Here is an 18,602-nt window from a genome sequence, read left to right as displayed (position 1 = left end):
AAAATCCTGACAGGTAAACCATCAGGATTTTTCTCATTATAACTAAAACAATATTCTAAAACTTCAAAGTCAATCCGGCAAGGAAATTAATTCCCGCTTGTGGATAATAATACGGGTATACATCATACATGTATCCGTTAGAAACATATTTTTTGTCTAAAAAGTTATTGACTAAACCAGTCACAATAATCGATTTAAAAACTGATTTTGGTTTAAACTCATACGCAACGTTCAAGTCATTCACAAAGTAGTCTGCCAACTTTGCAGCCGGTAATTCAATGTTATTCATGTATTGTTCCCCAACGAATTTTTGCATCCATGAAATGTGAAGATTTTCCACTGGTGTATAGACCAAAATATTTCCCGCAATAATCGATGGTGAATACGCGATATCAGTAGTGCCATAATTCTGTCCTTCTACCGCTAAATCAGTATTTTTATTAGCACTCAAGGTAAAATTAGGACGGATAATCAATTGATTTGTCAACGCTATTGTAGCGTCTACTTCCAATCCTAAACGGTAGCTTTTTTCGCTATTGGAACGTATCGGAGCGCCTACATCATCCAGATTTCCAGTTAAAATCAATTGATCTTTATAGGCCATATAATACACATTCGAATTGAATTGTACTTTCTCTGCAACATATCTCCAACCCAATTCAAAGTCATTCAATTTTTCTGACTTTACGTTTCCGCCTTCATAATCGGTTCTGTTTGGTTCCCTGTTCGCTCTGGCATAGGAAAAATACAAGGCATTATTAGCATTGATGTCATACGTCAACCCAGTCTTTGGATTAAAAAAATTAAATGTATCATCTACTACATCTGCCTGAACCCCGTTGGCTTTATAATTAACCGTACGATATTGTAAATCTCCAAATAAACTTAATTGCGTTGTGATTTGGTAATTGGCTTTGGCAAAAATAGTTCCATCCGTTTTGACAGCATAATCGTCATAATAACGATCTCCTAATTCGCTCTGCGAAGCAAATCGTGCCCAAATAACTTCCCCGAAATGGCTGCCTTCATATTTATTCCATCCGCCACCAAAAATCACATCCAATTTATCTTTCTTGTAATTCGCAGAAAATGTAGTTCCGTAGAAATCATTATCCAACCATTTTTGACGAATCAAATCAGTTGTTGTCACGGCACCAACTGGCTGTAATCCATAATTGGTTAAATCAGCGTCTTCTTTGTAATTTTCATAGAATCCTTTTCCTTTGGTGTAATGCAACGCAAAATTAGTACTCCAGTTTTCTGATATTTTTTCGTTCCAATGCAATTGAGAGTGATCTTGTTGGTAATTATCGGTTTCATTGTCATAAAAACGAGCATTTCCTTGTTCATCCGTAAAAGCTCCTGCTGAATTAAACGTGCGATCATTGTTCAATGTTTCGCCGTCAATTCCGTTCCAAGACTGATACGTTTTCTCTTTTCCTCCAAAAACCAAGGCTTTTATCAACGTAGTTTTCCCTACATATGTCCCTTGAAGAAAATAAGATTTCAAATCAGATGCGCCACGATCCACATAACCATCTGAATTTAAAGCTGACAAACGACCCGCGATTTCAAAATGATCGTTCATTAGACCTGTACTGAATTTTACTGTATGTTTTCTGGTATTGAAACTTCCAAAAGAGTTGGAGATTTCTCCTGTACTTTCTTTGGCAAAATTATCCGTAAGCATATTTAAACTGGCACCAAAAGCTCCTGCTCCATTAGTTGAAGTTCCTACGCCGCGCTGCAACTGCAAACTCTCCACTGAAGATGCAAAATCAGGCATATTTACCCAATACGTCCCATGACTTTCAGAATCATTGTAAGGAATTCCGTTGATAGTAACATTCACTCTTGTTGCATCACTACCACGGACGCGAATTCCGGTATATCCAACTCCATTTCCCGCATCAGAAGTGGTCACAACTGAAGGCAGATAATTCATCAGAATAGGAATATCCTGTCCTAAATTTCGGAATTTGATTTCCTTTTTGTCCAAATTGCTAAAACTGACTGGTGTTTTTGTGGTCACACGAACTGCCGAAACCAAAACTTCATCAAGTTGGTTTACTTTCGTTGTGTCTTTGACTTGTGAGAAAGAGATAAAAGTTGCAAGAAAAAAGACCGAAGACATATAATATGTCAGATTCTTGGACTTTGAGACTTTGAGACTTTGAGACTTTGTAACTGTAATAAAAGTATTCATCCGTAAAAAGATTACGAATAAAAGGGGGAATTATTCTTTTGTTAAATTAAAAAATGATTGTTTCCTATGACAAATAAAGTAGTGTGCACGCTATTTGTTTGTCATTTTTTCCCTTGACAACATTACTTGTCCAGGTTCTTTGGGTATAATCTCAGCTCGTTATTTAGAGCACCCCTTTGAGACAGCGCAAAACTAATTATAAATTGTGAATTATAAATTATGAATTGGAATAAATTTTAAAAATCAGGTTTTCTGCGTGTCTTTTTAATTTCAGAAATGTTCTTTTTGTCCTTTATTCGCTTTCTAATAAACGACTTAGGGATTTTAGTAGGTTTACGTTCTTTAGGAATAAGCAACGCATTTTTTATAAGTTCCAAAAATCGTTTGATTACAATTTCCTTGTTTCTAAACTGACTTCGATCTTCATCACAATTCAAGATTAAAACAGAATCAGTTGTTAACCTTGAAGACAATTTGGTTTCGACCAAAAGTTTTTCTTCTTCGGTTAAAGCCTGAGAATTTTTCAAATCAAAAGTCAGTACCACTTTTGAAGAAACTTTATTTACGTTCTGGCCACCGGCTCCACTGCTCCGGACGGCTTTAAAACTTAACTCAGCTATAATTTTTTCGTTTTCCATTGATGTTGTCCCGAAACTTCGGAAATGTTTCAGTAAAATTATTACGGCTGATGTGCTGGTTTTAATAAATCATTTACTGTTTTTACCGGATTAAAAGTAATCAAAGGCACTTGAACAAATACCGTCATCCATTTTGCCATGGCACCATTCCATAAACCAGGTAATTCATACGATTTAATAGCTCTTCCAAAAGTAGTTTTCTCTACTACAAAGCCACTATTATGATCCACAAACTGAGTCAGGTCGAACTTCTCCTTTTTATAATTTTTAATTCCGCAAACTAAATCTACCGGGTTAAAATGTGTAGATGCATTCAGGATTCCCCTCTGATTATCATCTGATAAATCTACTTGAGAACTCTCAACAATTTGTAAAGTAATAGAACCTTTTTCATCTTTTACCCAAAAAGGGCCACCACCGGTTTCACCTTCATTTTTTACCATTCCACAAACTCTCATAGGCCTGTTTAAAATAGTTCTAATTTCGATTATTTTATTTTCAAAACTAAGTTCGTAAAAACTGTTTGAGACTCTAATATTTAGTTTTTCTTGCAAAAAAAGTAAAATTTCTTCACTTTCTTCTTGCTGAATTTCTGCAGCATCAATTGCATGTAAATACTTAAATACCTGCTGTTGCAATTCTATTAAAATTCCTGCCAATGCTTTTTTATACAAAGCAATTTTTTCAATATTATTTTGGATAACATTATCAATATTTTTTATAAAAATAATATCAGCATCAAGATTATTTAAGTTTTCTATCAAAGCTCCATGTCCACCCGGCCTAAAAAACAACTTGCCATTTTCATCTCTGAAGGGATTATTTTCAAAATCCACAGTAAGGGTATCCGTGCTCTCATTTTGACAAGAGTAACTAACATGTATAGCTATCCCTGACTTTTTTTCTAATTTGCCTTTAATAGCATTAATCGTTGTTTTAAACTGAGCCAAATGAGATTCTGACACTGTAAAATGCAAGTTTGAATTTGAATTTGAATTTGCATAATGAACACACTCATTAAGATGTTCTTCCACCGGTGTATAAATATGGTTTAGATATTTATGAAAAGGTAGTACACCTTTAGGCTTACCGGCAAAATTGAAGTAATCAGGAGCCAAAAGTAATTTTATAAAATAATAATTTTTATAATCTCGATGAAGAAACTCAAAGTCAATAAATTCCTCTCTTAGTTTTTTATCAACTGCCTTGAAAAATGGAAACTTCTCTAAACCCACTATAAAAACAGGAAGTTCTGTTTCTTTTTTTCTATTTACATAAGCATTAATGGTTTCATTTTCGACATCAAAATCTTTTAGAAAAGTAAGCAGAAATTTAAACATTCTAGTGGCTGCTCCTGATGCAGGGACAAATTTCTCCAGTTTTAAACTAGATTTATTTTCATCAAAATAATCTGCTTTTAGTCGAAAATCATTTTCTGATAATTTTAAAATACCATTAAATAAAGTTGCTGGTCCAACCAGATTACTTTTTTCAATTCCATTTCTGAAAAAACTAAGCTGTTGCTGAATATTTTTTAATGGAACACCTTTTTCATAAATTTGAACAAAATCAAGAGAAGAAAGTCCCATCTCTTTGGCTTTTGTCAAATCATTAATAATAGCAACTGCTTTCTTCAGTCTTAATTTTTTATCTCCTGAAAGAATGACAAATGGTTTCTTATTATCAATCAAGGATTGTTTGAAAATTGCAAATACCGACTCTCTTTCTTCCGGACGGTCTCTTAAATCATCTTTTTCCCAAGGAACATCAATATCCGTAAGAAAAAACAAGTCGTACTCATGTTCGCGAGCCGCTTGATCTAATAATGGATCACAATAATCATAATACACTTCGGAAAAAACTTTGGTTACCAATAAATTAGTATCACAAAAAAGGTAGTTATTAGCAATTAAAGCACTTTCATTTTCTAATTTAGTTTGCCCAAAAGCAATAGGAAGCATGTCGTCAATATCACAAATCTGTTGATTTACATCCCATTTTTCTTGAAGGTATTCTCGTGCATATTCAGGAACCCATTCTGTTTTATAATATTCAGCGAGTTGTTTTGCTAATGTGGTTTTTCCAGTACTTTCCGGACCAAATAGAGCAATTTTAATTATTTTTGTAGCTCCGTTTGAGAGCTGTCTGAGATTTTCTTCCATTCTAAATAGCCAAAAATGGCAACTATTGTAAATACTATGTATTGAAAACTTGTAAAAGTAAATCCTTTTGAAAAATATAATGGAATTGAAATTACATCTCCAATAATCCAAAATACCCAATTTTCTACTTTTCTTTTGGCCATGAGCCACATTCCTACAAAGAAAATTCCTGTGATAAATGTATCTACATAAGCATACCAAGTGGTGAATTTTCCGAAATAATGATATACCGAAACCACAAAAGCGACCGTAAATATAAAAAGAATTATCGCAATTCGTTTTTCAGAACTCGATATTTTTGAAATTGGGAACTCAACTGTATCATCTTTTTTTCTGGTCCAATGGTACCAACCATAAATACTCATCACAAAATAGTATCCATTGATCATCATATCGCCCCATAAAGTCCATTTCCAAAGCAAGTAAACATAAATAGATGTACTTACTAATCCCGTTGGAAAAACTAAAATATTGTCTTTTTTAGCATACCAAACACTTAACAAACCAAAAACGACCGCTACAATTTCTAAAACTATATCTAAGGTTGGATAATCTGCGTATTGAGAAAAAAGGTATTCTATCATTGCAAAAATTAAATTATTGATTAAAAAAATTCATGTCGTTTTCAAAGGCTGTTCCTATAATTACTAAATCGGCACCGGCATGATAGGCGTTTTGAATTCCCTGCAAATCTACAATTCCGCCACCAACAAGTAACGGGATTTCAATATTTTGAGCAACTAATGCAATCATTTCTAGAGGGACTGCTTGTTTTGCACCACTTCCCGCTTCCAGATAAATCAACTTATTGCCTAACATTTCGCCCGCTTGAGCGGTTGCCAATGCTAAATCCAGATTATTTCTATCTAAAGGCGTTGTATTACTAACCCGCTCCACGGCGGTTTCATTTCCACTTTCAATTAAAATATAGCCCGTCGAGATTATTTCAAGTTGGGTTTGTTTTAAAACGGGTGCCGCTTTTACTTGGTGCTCAATTAGAAAATCTGGATTGCGACCAGAGATTAAAGACAAAAACAAAATCGCATCGGCTTTATCTGAAATCTGGGATGGGTTTCCAGGAAAAAGAACAATTGGTAAATTGCAGTTTTGTTTGATTTTCACAATTAATTCATCTAAAATATTATTTTCGACCTGGCTTCCGCCAATAAAAATATGGCTTGCTGGCGAAAGGTTTATTTTTGAAATTAAAATAGATAAATTCTCCAAAACTACTTTATCAGGATCAAGAAGAATGGCGAGTAATTTTGTATTCTCGCTTTTTGCTTTTAAAATGTCTTTATAAATATTTGTCATACTTTTTACCGCTAATTCGCAAATTGCGGTTTGTTTTTAATTTTCGAAAGCATAAACCAACGTAAAATCCTCTATTTCTTCAAAATGAATGTTGAAATCCTTAACCAAATTATTAAAATGAAGTTTCGCAACAGTTTGTTTAACGTTAATACGAAACTCCTCAACACTTATGTGGTCTTTAAAACTAATACCTTTTTCATTTCTTATTTTAAAAATGGCTTCTTTGGCGCCCCAAATAACCGTTAATTTCCTGATGTATTCTTCACTGTCCATATCCAAAAATTGAAATTCTGAATCACAGAATTTATCAGCAATTCGAGTAATTTTGTCTCTTTGCAATTCAATATCGATTCCTACGGTTTCGCCACTGATAATAATTGCCGAAAAATTATGTGAATGTGTTATGGAAATATGTTTCTCTCCTTGTAAATGCGGCTTACCGAATTCGTCATAATACAAATCTAAATCGGTGTGTCCCGTCTCCTGCAATAACTTGCGAACACTAAGAAAAGCACGTTGGTGCATTTCAGATTTCATTCCGTCAAGCCGAATGCGATTGCTGTCGTTTAACACCACTTCTTCTAATAATTCCGCATAGGATTCGGTTACTTTCCAAACGAGGATTTGGGTACTGGTCCCGACGCTTCGGGAGATATGTTTCGTTTTGTAAAGTGGCATCGTATTATGGTCTTGGTTTTTTAGCCCCGGTAGTAGCGGCATCCTTTTTTTACGCTTTTTTGCGTGGAAAAAGATATAGCGAATAACGGGAAATAGCTCCAGAAACTGAAACAAGTTCAGCATGAAGAAATTATTTAGTTAATGTTCAAAAGATTAGCGAATTAAACAATTCATAAATCTTTTAGAAAACAGTTAAATTCTAAAGTTATTACGTAAATTTGCAAAAAAATTTTACAATTACAAATATACTATAAATGAGTACTACAACTATGCCTTTTGTGGCTTTCAAAGTTAAAGACATTTCTCTAGCGGCTTGGGGAAGAAAAGAAATTGAACTAGCTGAAGCTGAAATGCCAGGTTTAATGGCCCTTCGTGCGGAATACAAAAACGAACAACCACTTGCTGGTGCTCGTATTGCAGGATGTTTGCACATGACAATCCAAACTGCGGTTTTGATTGAAACTTTAATTGCTCTTGGTGCTGAAGTGACTTGGAGTTCTTGTAACATTTTCTCTACTCAAGATCAAGCTGCTGCTGCTATTGCTGCTGCAGGAATTCAAGTTTATGCTTGGAAAGGTTTGAACGAGGAAGATTTTGACTGGTGTATTGAGCAAACTTTATTCTTTGGTGAAGACAGAAAACCATTGAACATGATTCTTGATGACGGTGGAGATTTGACCAATATGGTTATTGACCGTTACCCGGAATTGGTTTCTGGAATCAAAGGATTATCTGAGGAAACTACAACAGGTGTTCACAGATTGTACGAAAGAGTAAAAGCGGGAACATTGCCAATGCCTGCTATCAATGTAAATGACTCAGTTACTAAATCGAAATTTGATAACAAATACGGTTGTAAAGAATCTGCAGTTGATGCTGTTCGTCGTGCAACTGATATTATGCTTGCTGCAAAAAGAGTAATCGTTTGTGGTTACGGTGACGTAGGTAAAGGAACTGCTGCTTCTTTTAGAGGTGCTGGTTCTATTGTTACGGTTACTGAAATTGACCCAATTTGTGCTTTACAAGCTGCAATGGACGGTTTTGAAGTAAAAAAATTAGATACCGTTATCGCGACTGCTGATATTATCATTACTACTACTGGAAATAAAGATATCGTTTTGGGTTCTCATTTCGAAAAAATGAAAGACAAAACTATCGTTTGTAACATTGGACATTTTGATAACGAAATTGATATGGCTTGGTTGAACGAAAACCACGGTGATTCAAAAATCGAAATCAAACCTCAAGTTGACAAATATACTATTGCCGGAAATGACATCATCATTTTGGCTGAAGGTCGTTTAGTAAACCTTGGTTGCGCTACAGGTCACCCAAGTTTTGTAATGAGTAACTCATTTACTAACCAAACTTTAGCTCAAATCGAATTATGGAAAAACAGCGCGGCATACAACAATGACGTGTACATGTTACCAAAACACCTTGACGAAAAAGTAGCAATGTTGCACTTAGCTAAATTAGGTGTTGAATTAGAAACGTTACGTGTTGATCAGGCTGATTATATTGGTGTTCCAGTTGAAGGTCCATTCAAACCAGAATATTACAGATACTAGTCTGAAATTAGATTTTTAGATTATTGGATTTTTAAAACCCTTGTATTCCCGATTTCGGAAGCAAGGGTTTTTGTTTTACCAAATAACATCTCTTATAGATTACAGAACTAGTCAACAAGCGCCAATGTTCTATTGGTCAATTCATTCTTATATTTCACTAAATCATCAATATGTTCTAGAATATATTCATTGTTTTCAATGCTGATTTTCATTTTACCATTATTGAATCCAAGTTTACAGATTACTTTTTTAGAACTATCATCAATACTTATATTGAAGAAACTTTTGAAATCTTTATATGAAATTCTTTCATTTGGAATTTTTTTATTTTGGATTAATAAAGTTCTAATTATGTGGTATGCTTGTATTTCAAGTTCTGTAGTAATAACGCCTTGTGAATTTGAATTAGATTCTTCAATTACTTTTTTATCGTACAAACATTTTAGTAAAGATGAATTAATTAGGTTTATCATTTTACCCTGAGTTTCTTCGTTAAACTTTGTTTTGAATAACATATTTCTGTGTATAATCTTCAGAAGGTCTTTTGATGGCGCTAGCAATTCTTTAAATAGGGAATCTTCAAAACTTTCAGCAAAAACAATTTCTTGGGCTGACTCAACGATTTCTTTTATTTTAATAAATCGTTTATCAAATTTTAATAATCCTTCAATATCATTTTCAGTATAACTACTTAAATTGAATAAAAAGAAAGGTTTATTATCAATGATATTTGGTTCAACAACATCAGAATAAAACCTGTATTCAACCCCATTTGTTAATATTGCAATCTTTGAATTCTTGGTGTTATTAAAATAGCCATTCAATTGTCCCGCTTCTTTGTCTGTTAACTTGCTATTTTGTTTTTTTGCTTCAATCAGAATAGTATCTTTTTTATTTAATACAATTGCATAATCAATTTTTTGACTTACCCTGTCACCGAAATCAGCATTATATTCTGGTATTAAATCAGTTGACACATAATTAAGCATAAAGAAAAATGGTTCAATTAAAAACTTTCTAGTTTGTGCTTCATTAGAACTTATTTCAATTGCTTCGGTTAATTTAAAATTATCGAGCATTTTTTTTAACTGACTAATAGCTTGTTTTGGTATTACAGTTGTTGTCATATAAATTTGGTTATTTAGTTTAATTAGCCAACTTCCATCAGTTGCTCTTTAGGGTAAGTTTTAATCAAATATAGGTTTTTATTTATATTTAAAATAAAACAAGTAAGAAATAAAATACAAGATTAAAAAAGAAAATTTGAGACTTCGGAATCGATGGAAAACAAAAAACCCGTCTCGTTTTTCAAACGAGACGGGTTTTTATAATAATTGAGAAAATCAATTATGCTTCAACTTCGAATGGAAGTATAGAAACATAAGATTTGTTATCTCTTTTCTTTTGGAAGAAAACAACTCCATCTACTCTTGCGTGTAGTGTGTGATCTTTACTAATGTAAACGTTTGCACCTGGATTATGTTTTGAACCTCTTTGTCTTACGATGATGTTCCCAGCAATAGCAGCTTGACCACCAAATATCTTAACGCCTAAACGTTTTGATTCTGATTCTCTACCATTCTTAGAACTACCGACACCTTTCTTGTGAGCCATGACGTATTAGTTTTATATTTGTTAATAAATTAATTAAACAGTTTTACCACCGTTTAATTCATCTTGTAATTTTTTTAATTCATCCATTTTACCATCTGCAGCTAATTGTGCTTGTTGAGCCCAAGTAGTTGGATCTAAATGAGATAATTTAGATTCTGATGCTTCTAAAATTGCTTTTACCGCATCAGCACTTGTTTTTGCTAATTTAGAAAAGGTAGTAATCCCAGCTTCAACTAACGCTTCTGCTGCTTTAGGACCAACTCCTTCAATTATTTTCAAATCATCAGCTTTTTTTGCTGCTTTTGGAGCTTTTACTTCAGCTACTTTTTCAGCTTTTGGAGCTGCTTTTTTTGTACCTGATGCAGAAATACGTTCAATTACAATTTGAGTAAGATACTGTCTGTGACCGTTTCTTTTTTTGTATCCTTTTCTTCTTTTCTTTTTGAAAACGATAACTTTATCTCCTTTTAAGTGTTGTAACACTTTAGCTTCTACTGAAGCACCTTCTATAGCTGGGGCGCCTAAAGTGATAGTTCCGTTATCATCTAATAAAAGAACTTTGTCAAAAGAAACTTTTGAACCTTCTTCATTAGTCAAACGGTGAACATAAACCTTTAAGTCTTTGCTTACTTTGAACTGTTGCCCTGCTATCTCTACGATTGCATACATACTGAATTGTTTTAATAATTTTTAAGGTTGCAAATATACAATTAAATATTTAACCTGCAATTAGTAAAACAAAAAATATTTACTGCACCTAACACCCTGATTTATTATACTTTTGACGCTATTTGATAAAAAACTCAAATGAACAGTTGTTAAAGTTTTATTCAGTAGTATTTTTGGTGTAACAATACCCCTTTTTCAGTTACTTATAAAGAATACAAAATTATTAATCCAATATGAAAAAATCAATAATGGCCTTAAGTACAGCACTCATGCTTGGTGGAGTAGCTTCGGCTCAAAAAGTAGTTTTCGAAGAATACAATTTAGATAATGGTATGCATGTCATTTTGCATAACGATCCTTCTGCGCCTGTAGTTGTCACTTCAGTGATGTATCATGTGGGCTCTAAGGATGAAAAACCGGACCGAACAGGTTTTGCCCATTTCTTTGAACATTTATTATTTGAAGGAACTGAAAACATTAAACGTGGCGAATGGATGAAAATTGTAAGTTCAAATGGAGGGACAAACAATGCGAACACTTCGGATGACAGAACCTATTACTATGAAGTATTTCCTTCTAATAATTTAGAATTAGCCCTTTGGATGGAATCCGAAAGATTAATGCATCCTGTAATCAATCAAATTGGGGTTGACACCCAAAATGAAGTTGTAAAAGAAGAGAAAAGAACCAGTTTTGACAATCGCCCTTATGGAAATATCCTTACGGTTGTAAAAGAAAACATGTTCAAGAAACATCCGTATCGTTGGAACACTATTGGTTCAATGAAAGATTTAGACGCTGCAACCTTAGAAGAATTTCAGGCATTCAATAAAAAATTCTACATTCCAAACAACGCAGTTTTAGTCGTTGCCGGTGATTTCGAAAAAAATAAGGCTAAAGAATGGATTCAGAAATATTTTGGACCAATAAAAAAAGGAACTGCTGTAACAAAACAAACTTTTGTTGAAGAACCAATTACTCAAACTATAAAAGCAACATATCAGGATGCTAACATCCAGATTCCAATGTTAGTTGCTTCATATAGAACACCGTCAATGAAAACTAGAGACGCCAGAGTTTTGGATTTCATTTCTTCTTATTTAAGTGATGGAAAAAGTTCTAAATTGTATAAAAAAATCGTTGACGAGAAAAAAATGGCATTGCAAATAGGTGCCGTAGGTTTTAGTCAGGAAGATTACGGAATGTACATTTTGTATGGTTTGCCAATGGGAACAAATACTGCTACTGATCTCTTAAAAGAAATTGACGAAGAAATTGTAAAAATTCAAACGGAACTAATTTCGGAGAAAGATTTTCAAAAACTACAAAATAAGTTTGACAATAATTTTGTGAATGCCAATTCAAATGTAGAGGGAATTGCTGAAAATTTAGCAACCTATTATATGCTTTACGGCGATATCAATTTAATCAACACCGAAATAGAGCTTTTACATTCTATCACTCGTGAGGAAATTAGAGACGTAGCAAAAAAATATTTGAATCCAAACCAAAGATTGCTTTTGGATTATATTCCTTCTACAGAACAGGCTAAAAACTAAGACATTCTAAATCATGAAAAAAACAAATATATTATTATTCATTTTGTTGGTAACAGGAATTATGCAGGCACAAGATCGCACACAACCAAAACCTGGAGCTTCGCCAGTAGTAAACATCAAAAAACCACAAACTTTTGTTATGCCAAATGGTTTGAAGGTTATGATTGTTGAAAATCACAAGCTGCCAAAAGTTAGCTTCAGTCTTTCATTAGACAATGCTCCTTATGCCGAAGGCAATATAAAAGGAGTTGATGACTTAACAAGTAGCATGATAGGAAACGGAAGTAAAAAATTAGCAAAAGATGCTTTCAATGAAGAGATTGATTTTCTGGGAGCTGATCTTAATTTTAATTCTCAAGGCGCTTACGCAAGCACTCTTTCTAAATATTCTAAACGAATTTTAGAATTGATGGCCGAAGGAGCTTTACATCCAAATTTCACTCAAGAAGAATTCGACAAAGAGAAAGCGAAATTACTGGAAGGACTTAAATCCCAGGAAAAAAGTGTCCCAGCAATTGCAAACAGAGTTGTTGACGCGCTTGCTTTTGGAAAGAACCACCCTTCTGGAGAATACATGACCGAAGAAACGATTAAAAACGTAACTCTTGCAGACATCCAAGCCAATTACACTAATTATTTTGTTCCCGAAAACGCTTACTTGGTAATTATTGGAGACATTAAATACAAAGAAGTAAAACCAATTGTAGAGAAACTATTCGGGTCATGGCAAAAAAGAAGCACACCAAAACTAACGTACGCAGCACCGGAAAATGTCCCGTTCACTCAAATCAATTTTGTTGATGTTCCCAATGCAGTACAATCGGAGATTTCATTAGTGAATACAGTGAATTTAAAAATGAGTGATCCTGATTTCTTTCCTGCAGTAATTGCGACTTCCATTCTTGGTGGTGATTTCAACAGTTACCTTAATATGAATTTAAGAGAACAACACGCATGGACCTACGGTGCCAGTTCTGTAATAGGAAGCGGAAAATACGTGACTAAATTAAGATCGACTTCGGCGGTAAGAAACGTAGTTACAGATAGTGCAGTGGTTGAATTTATCAAAGAAATCAAAAAAATACGTACCGAAAAAGTAAGCGAAGAATTACTGAGTGACACTAAAGCCGGCTACATAGGAAGATTTGTTATGCAGGTAGAAAAACCGCAATCAATTGCACGATATGCCTTGAATATTGAGACGGAAGATCTTCCAAAAGATTTTTATGAAAACTACATCAAAACGATCAATGCAGTAACTGCTGATGATGTACTTCGTGCAGCCAACAAATATTTCCTTTTAGACAATAAACGAATCATTATTGCCGGAAAAGGATCGGAAGTAATTCCTGCTTTGGAAAAACTAAAAATTCCAATGTTTTATTTTGACAAATACGGTAATCCATTGGAAAAACCAGTTTTCAAAAAAGACATTCCTGCTGGCGTAACTGCGAAAAGCGTTATTGATAATTACATCAAAGCTATTGGTGGTGAAAAAGCAGTTTCTGCTGTAAAAACGATTGTAATGAACGGAACAACTACTATTCCACAAGCACCTTCTCCTTTAAGTTTTACTTCTAAGATAGATGCAAAAGGAAAATTAATGGTTGAATTAGCGATGGGAACCATGAGCCTGATGAAACAAGTGGTAAATGAAAAAGGAGCTTACGTAATGCAACAAGGGCAACGCCAAAATACCGAAGGAACGATGCTTACTGACATGAAAGCTAGCGCAACTACTTTTCAAGAATTATTGCTTTCTAAAAAAGAAGGATTGGTATTGGGCGGTATTGAAACAATCAACGGAAAAGAGGCTTATGCTGTAAAAAATGGAAAAACAACATTCTATTATGATGTGACTTCTGGATTAAAACTGGCTGAATCTAAAGTAATAGAACAAGGTGGTCAAACCATAACGCAAACTACAAATTATGGAGATTACAAGGATGTAAAAGGAGTTAAGATTCCTTTTAACATCATTCAAAATGTAGGATTTGAATTGGACATTAAAATGTCTGATGTAAAAATCAACGAAGGTGTTTCAGATGCTGATTTTCAATAATTAAAACTTGAATTAGTGAATAAAGGCTGTCTTTTTAGGCAGCCTTTATTGTTTTTATACTATTTCTAAATCTATTTTTTAGCAGACAAATACACTCCGATTAAAATAATAAAAGCACCAAAAAACTGAACTGGTGTAAGCATTTCATTGTCTAATAATCCCCAGCAAAAAGCAACAACAGGAATCAAATACGTTACTGAAGTAGCAAAAACAGGTGAAGACATTTGGATGAGTTTAAAGAACAGAATATTTGCAATTCCAGTTCCTACAACCCCAAGAATCATTATAAACAAAACTGACTCCTGCACTTTCACATCATGTACCACTTCAAAGAAACCAGAGAAAAACAAGATGATGAATGCCGGAAAAAACAACACCATAAAATTACCGGTAGTAATACTCAACGGACTCAAATCATGTAAATATTTCTTGATTAAATTCACGTTGACAGCATAACATATTGAAGCTATTAAAACCAAAATAGCATAATAATAGTTTTGTTCCGGATGATGAATCGCACCATTCAAAATCAACAAAGCACTTCCTATTAAACCTATTAGAATTCCAAAAATCTGATTTCTTTTGAATTGTAATCCAAAAACCAAAGCCCCTAAAATCAATGTATTCAATGGAGTCAGAGAATTCAAAATAGAACTCACGGAACTATCGATTTCGGTTTGGGCAATAGCAAACAGATAAGCCGGTATAAATGTCCCAAACATAGAAGTCAAGGCGATGTATTTCCATTTGGGCAACGGGATTTTGGGCAAACTTTTAAATCCTATCAACAATAAAAAAACAGCTGCAAAAATAATTCGCAACGAACCTAATTGTAAAGCCGTCAAACCGATTAATCCTTTTTTTATTAATATAAATGAACTTCCCCAAACTAAGGCAAGAACCATCAAGTACACCCATTTTAACTGCTTCAATTCCATAAAGATAATTTTGCCCCAAAATTGTAATTATTTTATGAATTAGTCCTTCTTTTTTTAATTAATTTTGCAGTTCAGAAACATGCTTTTAATCTTTAAAATTTACATCATAATGAATTTCAAAAAATCAATCGTAACTCTAGTGCTTACAAGTGTTTTATTTGTAGGTTGTAAAGAGAAATCAACAGAAATAGTTTCAAAAGAAACTGTAGAAACAACTGCTCCAAAAGTTAAAAAAGAAATTGCAGCGGCTAATCTTCAAACAGCGAGTTTCTCTGTAGAAGGAATGACATGCGCTGTAGGTTGTGCCAAAACGATTCAAGAAGATTTAACCGGATTGGATGGCGTTCAAAAAGCAACGGTAGATTTTGACACAAAATTAGCCACCGTAACTTTTGACAAAACGGTTCAAACTCCAGAAAAATTGACTAAAGTTGTCGAAGCCGCTGCTGACGGTAAAACATACAAAGTATCGGATATAAAGTCGTAATTCAGACTTTCAAGTTATATAAAAAAAGCATTCGTTACTGGCGAATGCTTTTTTTATGAAATATTATTTCCACTTCAAGGTTTCCATCAGTCGTTGCATGTCATTTTTAATGTAACTCGCCGCTGGCATAATGGAATCATAATTAGGTTTTGCATAGAAATAAACAGAACCTGTTACGAAATGTTTAGTACTGTCTGTAGCGTAAAACTGGGAATTAGTTGCCGCATTTCCTTCTACCTGATAAAACATCCCATAGACTTTTTTGTCTGAATTCAAATACGGCTGTTCTAATATATCATCCGCTTTTATCACGTGTTTATAAGTCAATGTTTGCGCATCACGCAACAGTTCATTAATATTTTTCGCCACTGGTTTATAGGTAAGATAAATAGTCGCTTTCATTTTTGGATACGTAATCGTAAAACCACAATCAGCCTCTTTTTTGATAATGGCATCTGAATTCATTTCGAAAGCAAAAGGACATTCGTTTTCAAAATTTACATATTTGGCTTCCGGATAATCCAATCGCAAATAGCTTGATGGTTTTGGTAAGACATCATCTTTACAACTAAAACTCAAGAATGAGACTGCAATTATTGCCGAAAAAGTGATTATTTTTTTTAACATTTTTACTTATTCAATTGTTACTTTTATTTGTTTCACCCTTTTTTGATCCACAGCTTCTACTGTAAACAGACAATTTTCGAATGAAATTTTTTGATTTTTTTTTGGAAAATTTCCCAAAATCTCAAGAATAAAGCCAGCCAGCGTTTCAGCTTCTCCTTTTTTGATTTCGAATAATTCCTCGTCTACATCAATTATTCTGTAAAAATCCTTGAGGTTTATTTTTCCTTCAAAGAGGTAATTTCTATCATCAATTTGGGAGAAATTAATATTCTCATCATCAAATTCATCGCTGATATCCCCTACTATTTCTTCAATCACATCTTCAAGCGACACTAATCCTGACGTTCCACCATATTCATCGACTACAATTGCAAGATGGCTTTTCATACTCTGGAAATCTTTCAGCAAATTGTCCAGTTTTTTATTTTCAGGAACAAAGAAAGGTTCCCGCAACAATAATTTCCAGTCAAATTCATTCGTATTAATATGTGGCAGCAAATCTTTGACATACAAAACGCCCTCTATCTGGTCTATATTGTCTCGATACACGGGAATTCTGGAATATCCTTTTTCTATGATTTTAGGACAAATAACGACAAAAGATTCGTCTATTTCTAAAGCAAAAATATCGATTCGGGGACTCATCACTTGTCTTGTATCGGTATTTCCAAAGCTTACAATACCTTCTAAAATTTTTTGCTCTTCGGTAGAAGTTTCATCCGAAGCGGTTAATTCCAATGCCTGAGACAATTGATCGACAGAGAAATTTGTTTTTTGCTTTCCTAATTTATTGTGCAAATAAATCGTGGCTGCGCGCATGGGCAAACTTATTGGCGAAAGCAATTTGTCCAAAAAAGCAATTGGATAGACAATCAGTTTAGCAAATTTTGTATTGTTTCTGCTGGCATATACTTTTGGCAAGACCTGACCGAATAATAAAATTAAAAAGGCCGCGGTCACTACTTCCAGAATAAATTTTAAAAGTGGTGCTGTTACTCCGGAAAAAATTGTTTTTCCAACAAACGAAAACAATAACACTATGGAAATATTAATGAAATTATTAGCAACAAGAAGTGTCGCTACCAGTTTTTTTGGTTTTTCTAAAAGTTCCGAAATAATTTTGCCTTTGGAGTTATTTTCTTGTACCGTTTCATCGATGTCTTTTTGTGACAACGAAAACAAGGCTACTTCAGCGCCTGAGATTAATGCTGAACAAAACAGCAAAATGGCAATTCCTGTAAAGCCAAATACTACATTAGCATCAATAGCGTAAGAAAAAAATAAACTGGGCTCTGGGTCCAAACTAGTTAAGATTAATTAAACAATCAAAATGGCAAGTCATTAATAGGCAAGACATTATTTTCCGAGTCAAAATTAGTGTTTTTCGAGACATCAGCTACAGGAATTTGTTTGTTGTTTTCACTGTCTTTTTTTGTGGAAAGAAAAGTGAATTCGGTTACCTGAATTTCGGTGGTGTGTTTTGTACTTCCATCCTCTGATTGCCATTGACGGGACTTTATGCGCCCTTCCACATATATTTTATCTCCTTTAGAAAGGTATTTTTCACAAAGTTCAGCCGCTTTATTGCGTACTACCAAATTATGCCACTCAGTAGAAGTGATTTTTTCATTGGTGGTTTTGTTGATATACACTTCGTTTGTTGCCAACTGAAATCTTCCGATACAATTGCCTCCGTCGAAATAATGCATTTTGACATCATCACCAAGAAAACCGATAAGCATAACTTTATTTAATGTTCCGTTCATTGTAGGATTTGGTATTTCTATCAAAGATACATTTTTTTAGAAATAGTTTAAAAAAATCATTTTCTAATTATATTATGAAAAATATAAAAAATAGGAATTTTCATATTTTTTTTTATATTTGTAAGGCTTTATACTGTAAAACAATTTTATAACCATTAAAACTATTATTATGAAAAAACATTATTTTTAGCAGCTATTATTTTAGTAACGCTAAGCTCTTTTGCAACAAAAGAAAACACAGTAAATAAATTTGAAGAAGAAATAAAATTAGTTAGATGGAACTACCAATGTAATGATGGAACTGGTCATAC

The 18,602-nt window shown here is 33.6% G+C and carries 17 protein-coding genes; 4 read left to right on the top strand and 13 right to left on the bottom strand.

The features are described 5' to 3' along the window. Positions 1–55: 55 nt before the first annotated feature. The 6 genes from CLV00_RS05900 to CLV00_RS05875 all read right to left on the bottom strand — a co-directional run bounded on the left by CLV00_RS05900 (position 56) and on the right by CLV00_RS05875 (position 6,998). A complete protein-coding gene (locus tag CLV00_RS05900) occupies positions 56–2,206 on the bottom strand; it encodes a TonB-dependent receptor (protein ID WP_099714259.1) in 2,151 nt (716 codons plus the stop codon). A 236-nt stretch (positions 2,207–2,442) separates the two neighbouring features. Continuing rightward, positions 2,443–2,844, bottom strand: a complete 402-nt coding sequence (gene arfB / locus CLV00_RS05895; RefSeq protein ID WP_099714258.1) for an alternative ribosome rescue aminoacyl-tRNA hydrolase ArfB — start codon at positions 2,842–2,844, stop codon at positions 2,443–2,445. Positions 2,845–2,885: 41 nt separating this feature from the next. Then, the gene (locus CLV00_RS05890; protein WP_099714257.1) at positions 2,886–5,006 is read right to left on the bottom strand and encodes a DUF4301 family protein; all 2,121 of its coding nucleotides are present in this window, start codon (positions 5,004–5,006) and stop codon (positions 2,886–2,888) included. Next, positions 4,961–5,590: a nicotinamide riboside transporter PnuC gene (gene pnuC, locus CLV00_RS05885; protein ID WP_099714256.1), complete on the bottom strand. Its 630-nt coding sequence runs from the start codon at positions 5,588–5,590 to the stop codon at positions 4,961–4,963. The genes CLV00_RS05890 and pnuC overlap by 46 nt, the downstream gene beginning before the upstream one ends. Before the next feature lie 13 nt (positions 5,591–5,603). Then, positions 5,604–6,320, bottom strand: coding sequence for a geranylgeranylglyceryl/heptaprenylglyceryl phosphate synthase (locus tag CLV00_RS05880; protein ID WP_099714255.1), 717 nt, complete (start codon positions 6,318–6,320; stop codon positions 5,604–5,606). A gap of 36 nt (positions 6,321–6,356) precedes the next feature. Further along, a complete protein-coding gene (locus CLV00_RS05875) occupies positions 6,357–6,998 on the bottom strand; it encodes a 4'-phosphopantetheinyl transferase superfamily protein (RefSeq protein WP_099716253.1) in 642 nt (213 codons plus the stop codon). A gap of 254 nt (positions 6,999–7,252) precedes the next feature. On the opposite strand from CLV00_RS05875, the gene ahcY reads away from it, so the two are divergent. Next, complete coding sequence (ahcY, locus tag CLV00_RS05870; protein ID WP_099714254.1) at positions 7,253–8,569, top strand: adenosylhomocysteinase; 1,317 nt, start codon at positions 7,253–7,255, stop codon at positions 8,567–8,569. A gap of 107 nt (positions 8,570–8,676) precedes the next feature. Here ahcY and CLV00_RS05865 read toward each other — a convergent pair whose 3' ends face one another. From CLV00_RS05865 to rplU, 3 genes are all read right to left on the bottom strand, one after another. After that, the gene (locus tag CLV00_RS05865) at positions 8,677–9,696 is read right to left on the bottom strand and encodes a type I restriction enzyme HsdR N-terminal domain-containing protein (protein ID WP_099714253.1); all 1,020 of its coding nucleotides are present in this window, start codon (positions 9,694–9,696) and stop codon (positions 8,677–8,679) included. 220 nt (positions 9,697–9,916) lie between these two features. Then, entirely contained in the window at positions 9,917–10,183 is a 267-nt protein-coding gene (gene rpmA / locus CLV00_RS05860; RefSeq protein ID WP_086453627.1) for a 50S ribosomal protein L27, read from the bottom strand. 33 nt (positions 10,184–10,216) lie between these two features. After that, positions 10,217–10,852: a 50S ribosomal protein L21 gene (gene rplU, locus CLV00_RS05855; protein ID WP_099714252.1), complete on the bottom strand. Its 636-nt coding sequence runs from the start codon at positions 10,850–10,852 to the stop codon at positions 10,217–10,219. A gap of 233 nt (positions 10,853–11,085) precedes the next feature. On the opposite strand from rplU, the gene CLV00_RS05850 reads away from it, so the two are divergent. Both CLV00_RS05850 and CLV00_RS05845 read left to right on the top strand, forming a co-directional pair. Further along, positions 11,086–12,411 (top strand): pitrilysin family protein, encoded by a 1,326-nt coding sequence (locus CLV00_RS05850; RefSeq protein WP_099714251.1) that lies wholly within the window; start codon positions 11,086–11,088, stop codon positions 12,409–12,411. Positions 12,412–12,424: 13 nt separating this feature from the next. Beyond that, a complete protein-coding gene (locus CLV00_RS05845) occupies positions 12,425–14,473 on the top strand; it encodes a pitrilysin family protein (protein WP_233206859.1) in 2,049 nt (682 codons plus the stop codon). A 71-nt stretch (positions 14,474–14,544) separates the two neighbouring features. Here CLV00_RS05845 and CLV00_RS05840 read toward each other — a convergent pair whose 3' ends face one another. Next, a complete protein-coding gene (locus tag CLV00_RS05840; RefSeq protein WP_099714250.1) occupies positions 14,545–15,411 on the bottom strand; it encodes a DMT family transporter in 867 nt (288 codons plus the stop codon). Between the two features lie 109 nt (positions 15,412–15,520). On the opposite strand from CLV00_RS05840, the gene CLV00_RS05835 reads away from it, so the two are divergent. Continuing rightward, positions 15,521–15,898: a heavy-metal-associated domain-containing protein gene (locus CLV00_RS05835; protein WP_099716251.1), complete on the top strand. Its 378-nt coding sequence runs from the start codon at positions 15,521–15,523 to the stop codon at positions 15,896–15,898. Between the two features lie 63 nt (positions 15,899–15,961). Here CLV00_RS05835 and gldD read toward each other — a convergent pair whose 3' ends face one another. The 3 genes from gldD to CLV00_RS05820 are packed head-to-tail and all read right to left on the bottom strand — an operon-like array spanning position 15,962 to position 18,291. Beyond that, positions 15,962–16,525: a gliding motility lipoprotein GldD gene (gene gldD / locus CLV00_RS05830; protein WP_099714249.1), complete on the bottom strand. Its 564-nt coding sequence runs from the start codon at positions 16,523–16,525 to the stop codon at positions 15,962–15,964. 6 nt (positions 16,526–16,531) lie between these two features. Next, positions 16,532–17,827 (bottom strand): gliding motility-associated protein GldE, encoded by a 1,296-nt coding sequence (locus CLV00_RS05825; RefSeq protein WP_099714248.1) that lies wholly within the window; start codon positions 17,825–17,827, stop codon positions 16,532–16,534. A 23-nt stretch (positions 17,828–17,850) separates the two neighbouring features. Then, positions 17,851–18,291, bottom strand: coding sequence for a single-stranded DNA-binding protein (locus CLV00_RS05820; protein WP_099714247.1), 441 nt, complete (start codon positions 18,289–18,291; stop codon positions 17,851–17,853). Positions 18,292–18,602 lie beyond the last annotated feature (311 nt).

The sequence above is a fragment of the Flavobacterium sp. 11 genome, from assembly GCF_002754315.1.
GTDB lineage: Bacteria > Bacteroidota > Bacteroidia > Flavobacteriales > Flavobacteriaceae > Flavobacterium > Flavobacterium algoritolerans.
Note: the sequence above shows the minus strand (reverse complement) of the source record. Positions and strands in the feature narration are given on the sequence as shown.

What these genes read in the sequence shown, in the direction of transcription:
- CLV00_RS05900 (WP_099714259.1), bottom strand. Translation starts at nt 2,206, where the DNA reads ATGAATACTTTTATTACAGTTACAAAGTCTCAAAGTCTCAAAGTCTCA.
- arfB (WP_099714258.1), bottom strand. Translation starts at nt 2,844, where the DNA reads ATGGAAAACGAAAAAATTATAGCTGAGTTAAGTTTTAAAGCCGTCCGG.
- CLV00_RS05890 (WP_099714257.1), bottom strand. Translation starts at nt 5,006, where the DNA reads ATGGAAGAAAATCTCAGACAGCTCTCAAACGGAGCTACAAAAATAATT.
- pnuC (WP_099714256.1), bottom strand. Translation starts at nt 5,590, where the DNA reads ATGATAGAATACCTTTTTTCTCAATACGCAGATTATCCAACCTTAGAT.
- CLV00_RS05880 (WP_099714255.1), bottom strand. Translation starts at nt 6,320, where the DNA reads ATGACAAATATTTATAAAGACATTTTAAAAGCAAAAAGCGAGAATACA.
- CLV00_RS05875 (WP_099716253.1), bottom strand. Translation starts at nt 6,998, where the DNA reads ATGCCACTTTACAAAACGAAACATATCTCCCGAAGCGTCGGGACCAGT.
- ahcY (WP_099714254.1), top strand. Translation starts at nt 7,253, where the DNA reads ATGAGTACTACAACTATGCCTTTTGTGGCTTTCAAAGTTAAAGACATT.
- CLV00_RS05865 (WP_099714253.1), bottom strand. Translation starts at nt 9,696, where the DNA reads ATGACAACAACTGTAATACCAAAACAAGCTATTAGTCAGTTAAAAAAA.
- rpmA (WP_086453627.1), bottom strand. Translation starts at nt 10,183, where the DNA reads ATGGCTCACAAGAAAGGTGTCGGTAGTTCTAAGAATGGTAGAGAATCA.
- rplU (WP_099714252.1), bottom strand. Translation starts at nt 10,852, where the DNA reads ATGTATGCAATCGTAGAGATAGCAGGGCAACAGTTCAAAGTAAGCAAA.
- CLV00_RS05850 (WP_099714251.1), top strand. Translation starts at nt 11,086, where the DNA reads ATGAAAAAATCAATAATGGCCTTAAGTACAGCACTCATGCTTGGTGGA.
- CLV00_RS05845 (WP_233206859.1), top strand. Translation starts at nt 12,425, where the DNA reads ATGAAAAAAACAAATATATTATTATTCATTTTGTTGGTAACAGGAATT.
- CLV00_RS05840 (WP_099714250.1), bottom strand. Translation starts at nt 15,411, where the DNA reads ATGGAATTGAAGCAGTTAAAATGGGTGTACTTGATGGTTCTTGCCTTA.
- CLV00_RS05835 (WP_099716251.1), top strand. Translation starts at nt 15,521, where the DNA reads ATGAATTTCAAAAAATCAATCGTAACTCTAGTGCTTACAAGTGTTTTA.
- gldD (WP_099714249.1), bottom strand. Translation starts at nt 16,525, where the DNA reads ATGTTAAAAAAAATAATCACTTTTTCGGCAATAATTGCAGTCTCATTC.
- CLV00_RS05820 (WP_099714247.1), bottom strand. Translation starts at nt 18,291, where the DNA reads ATGAACGGAACATTAAATAAAGTTATGCTTATCGGTTTTCTTGGTGAT.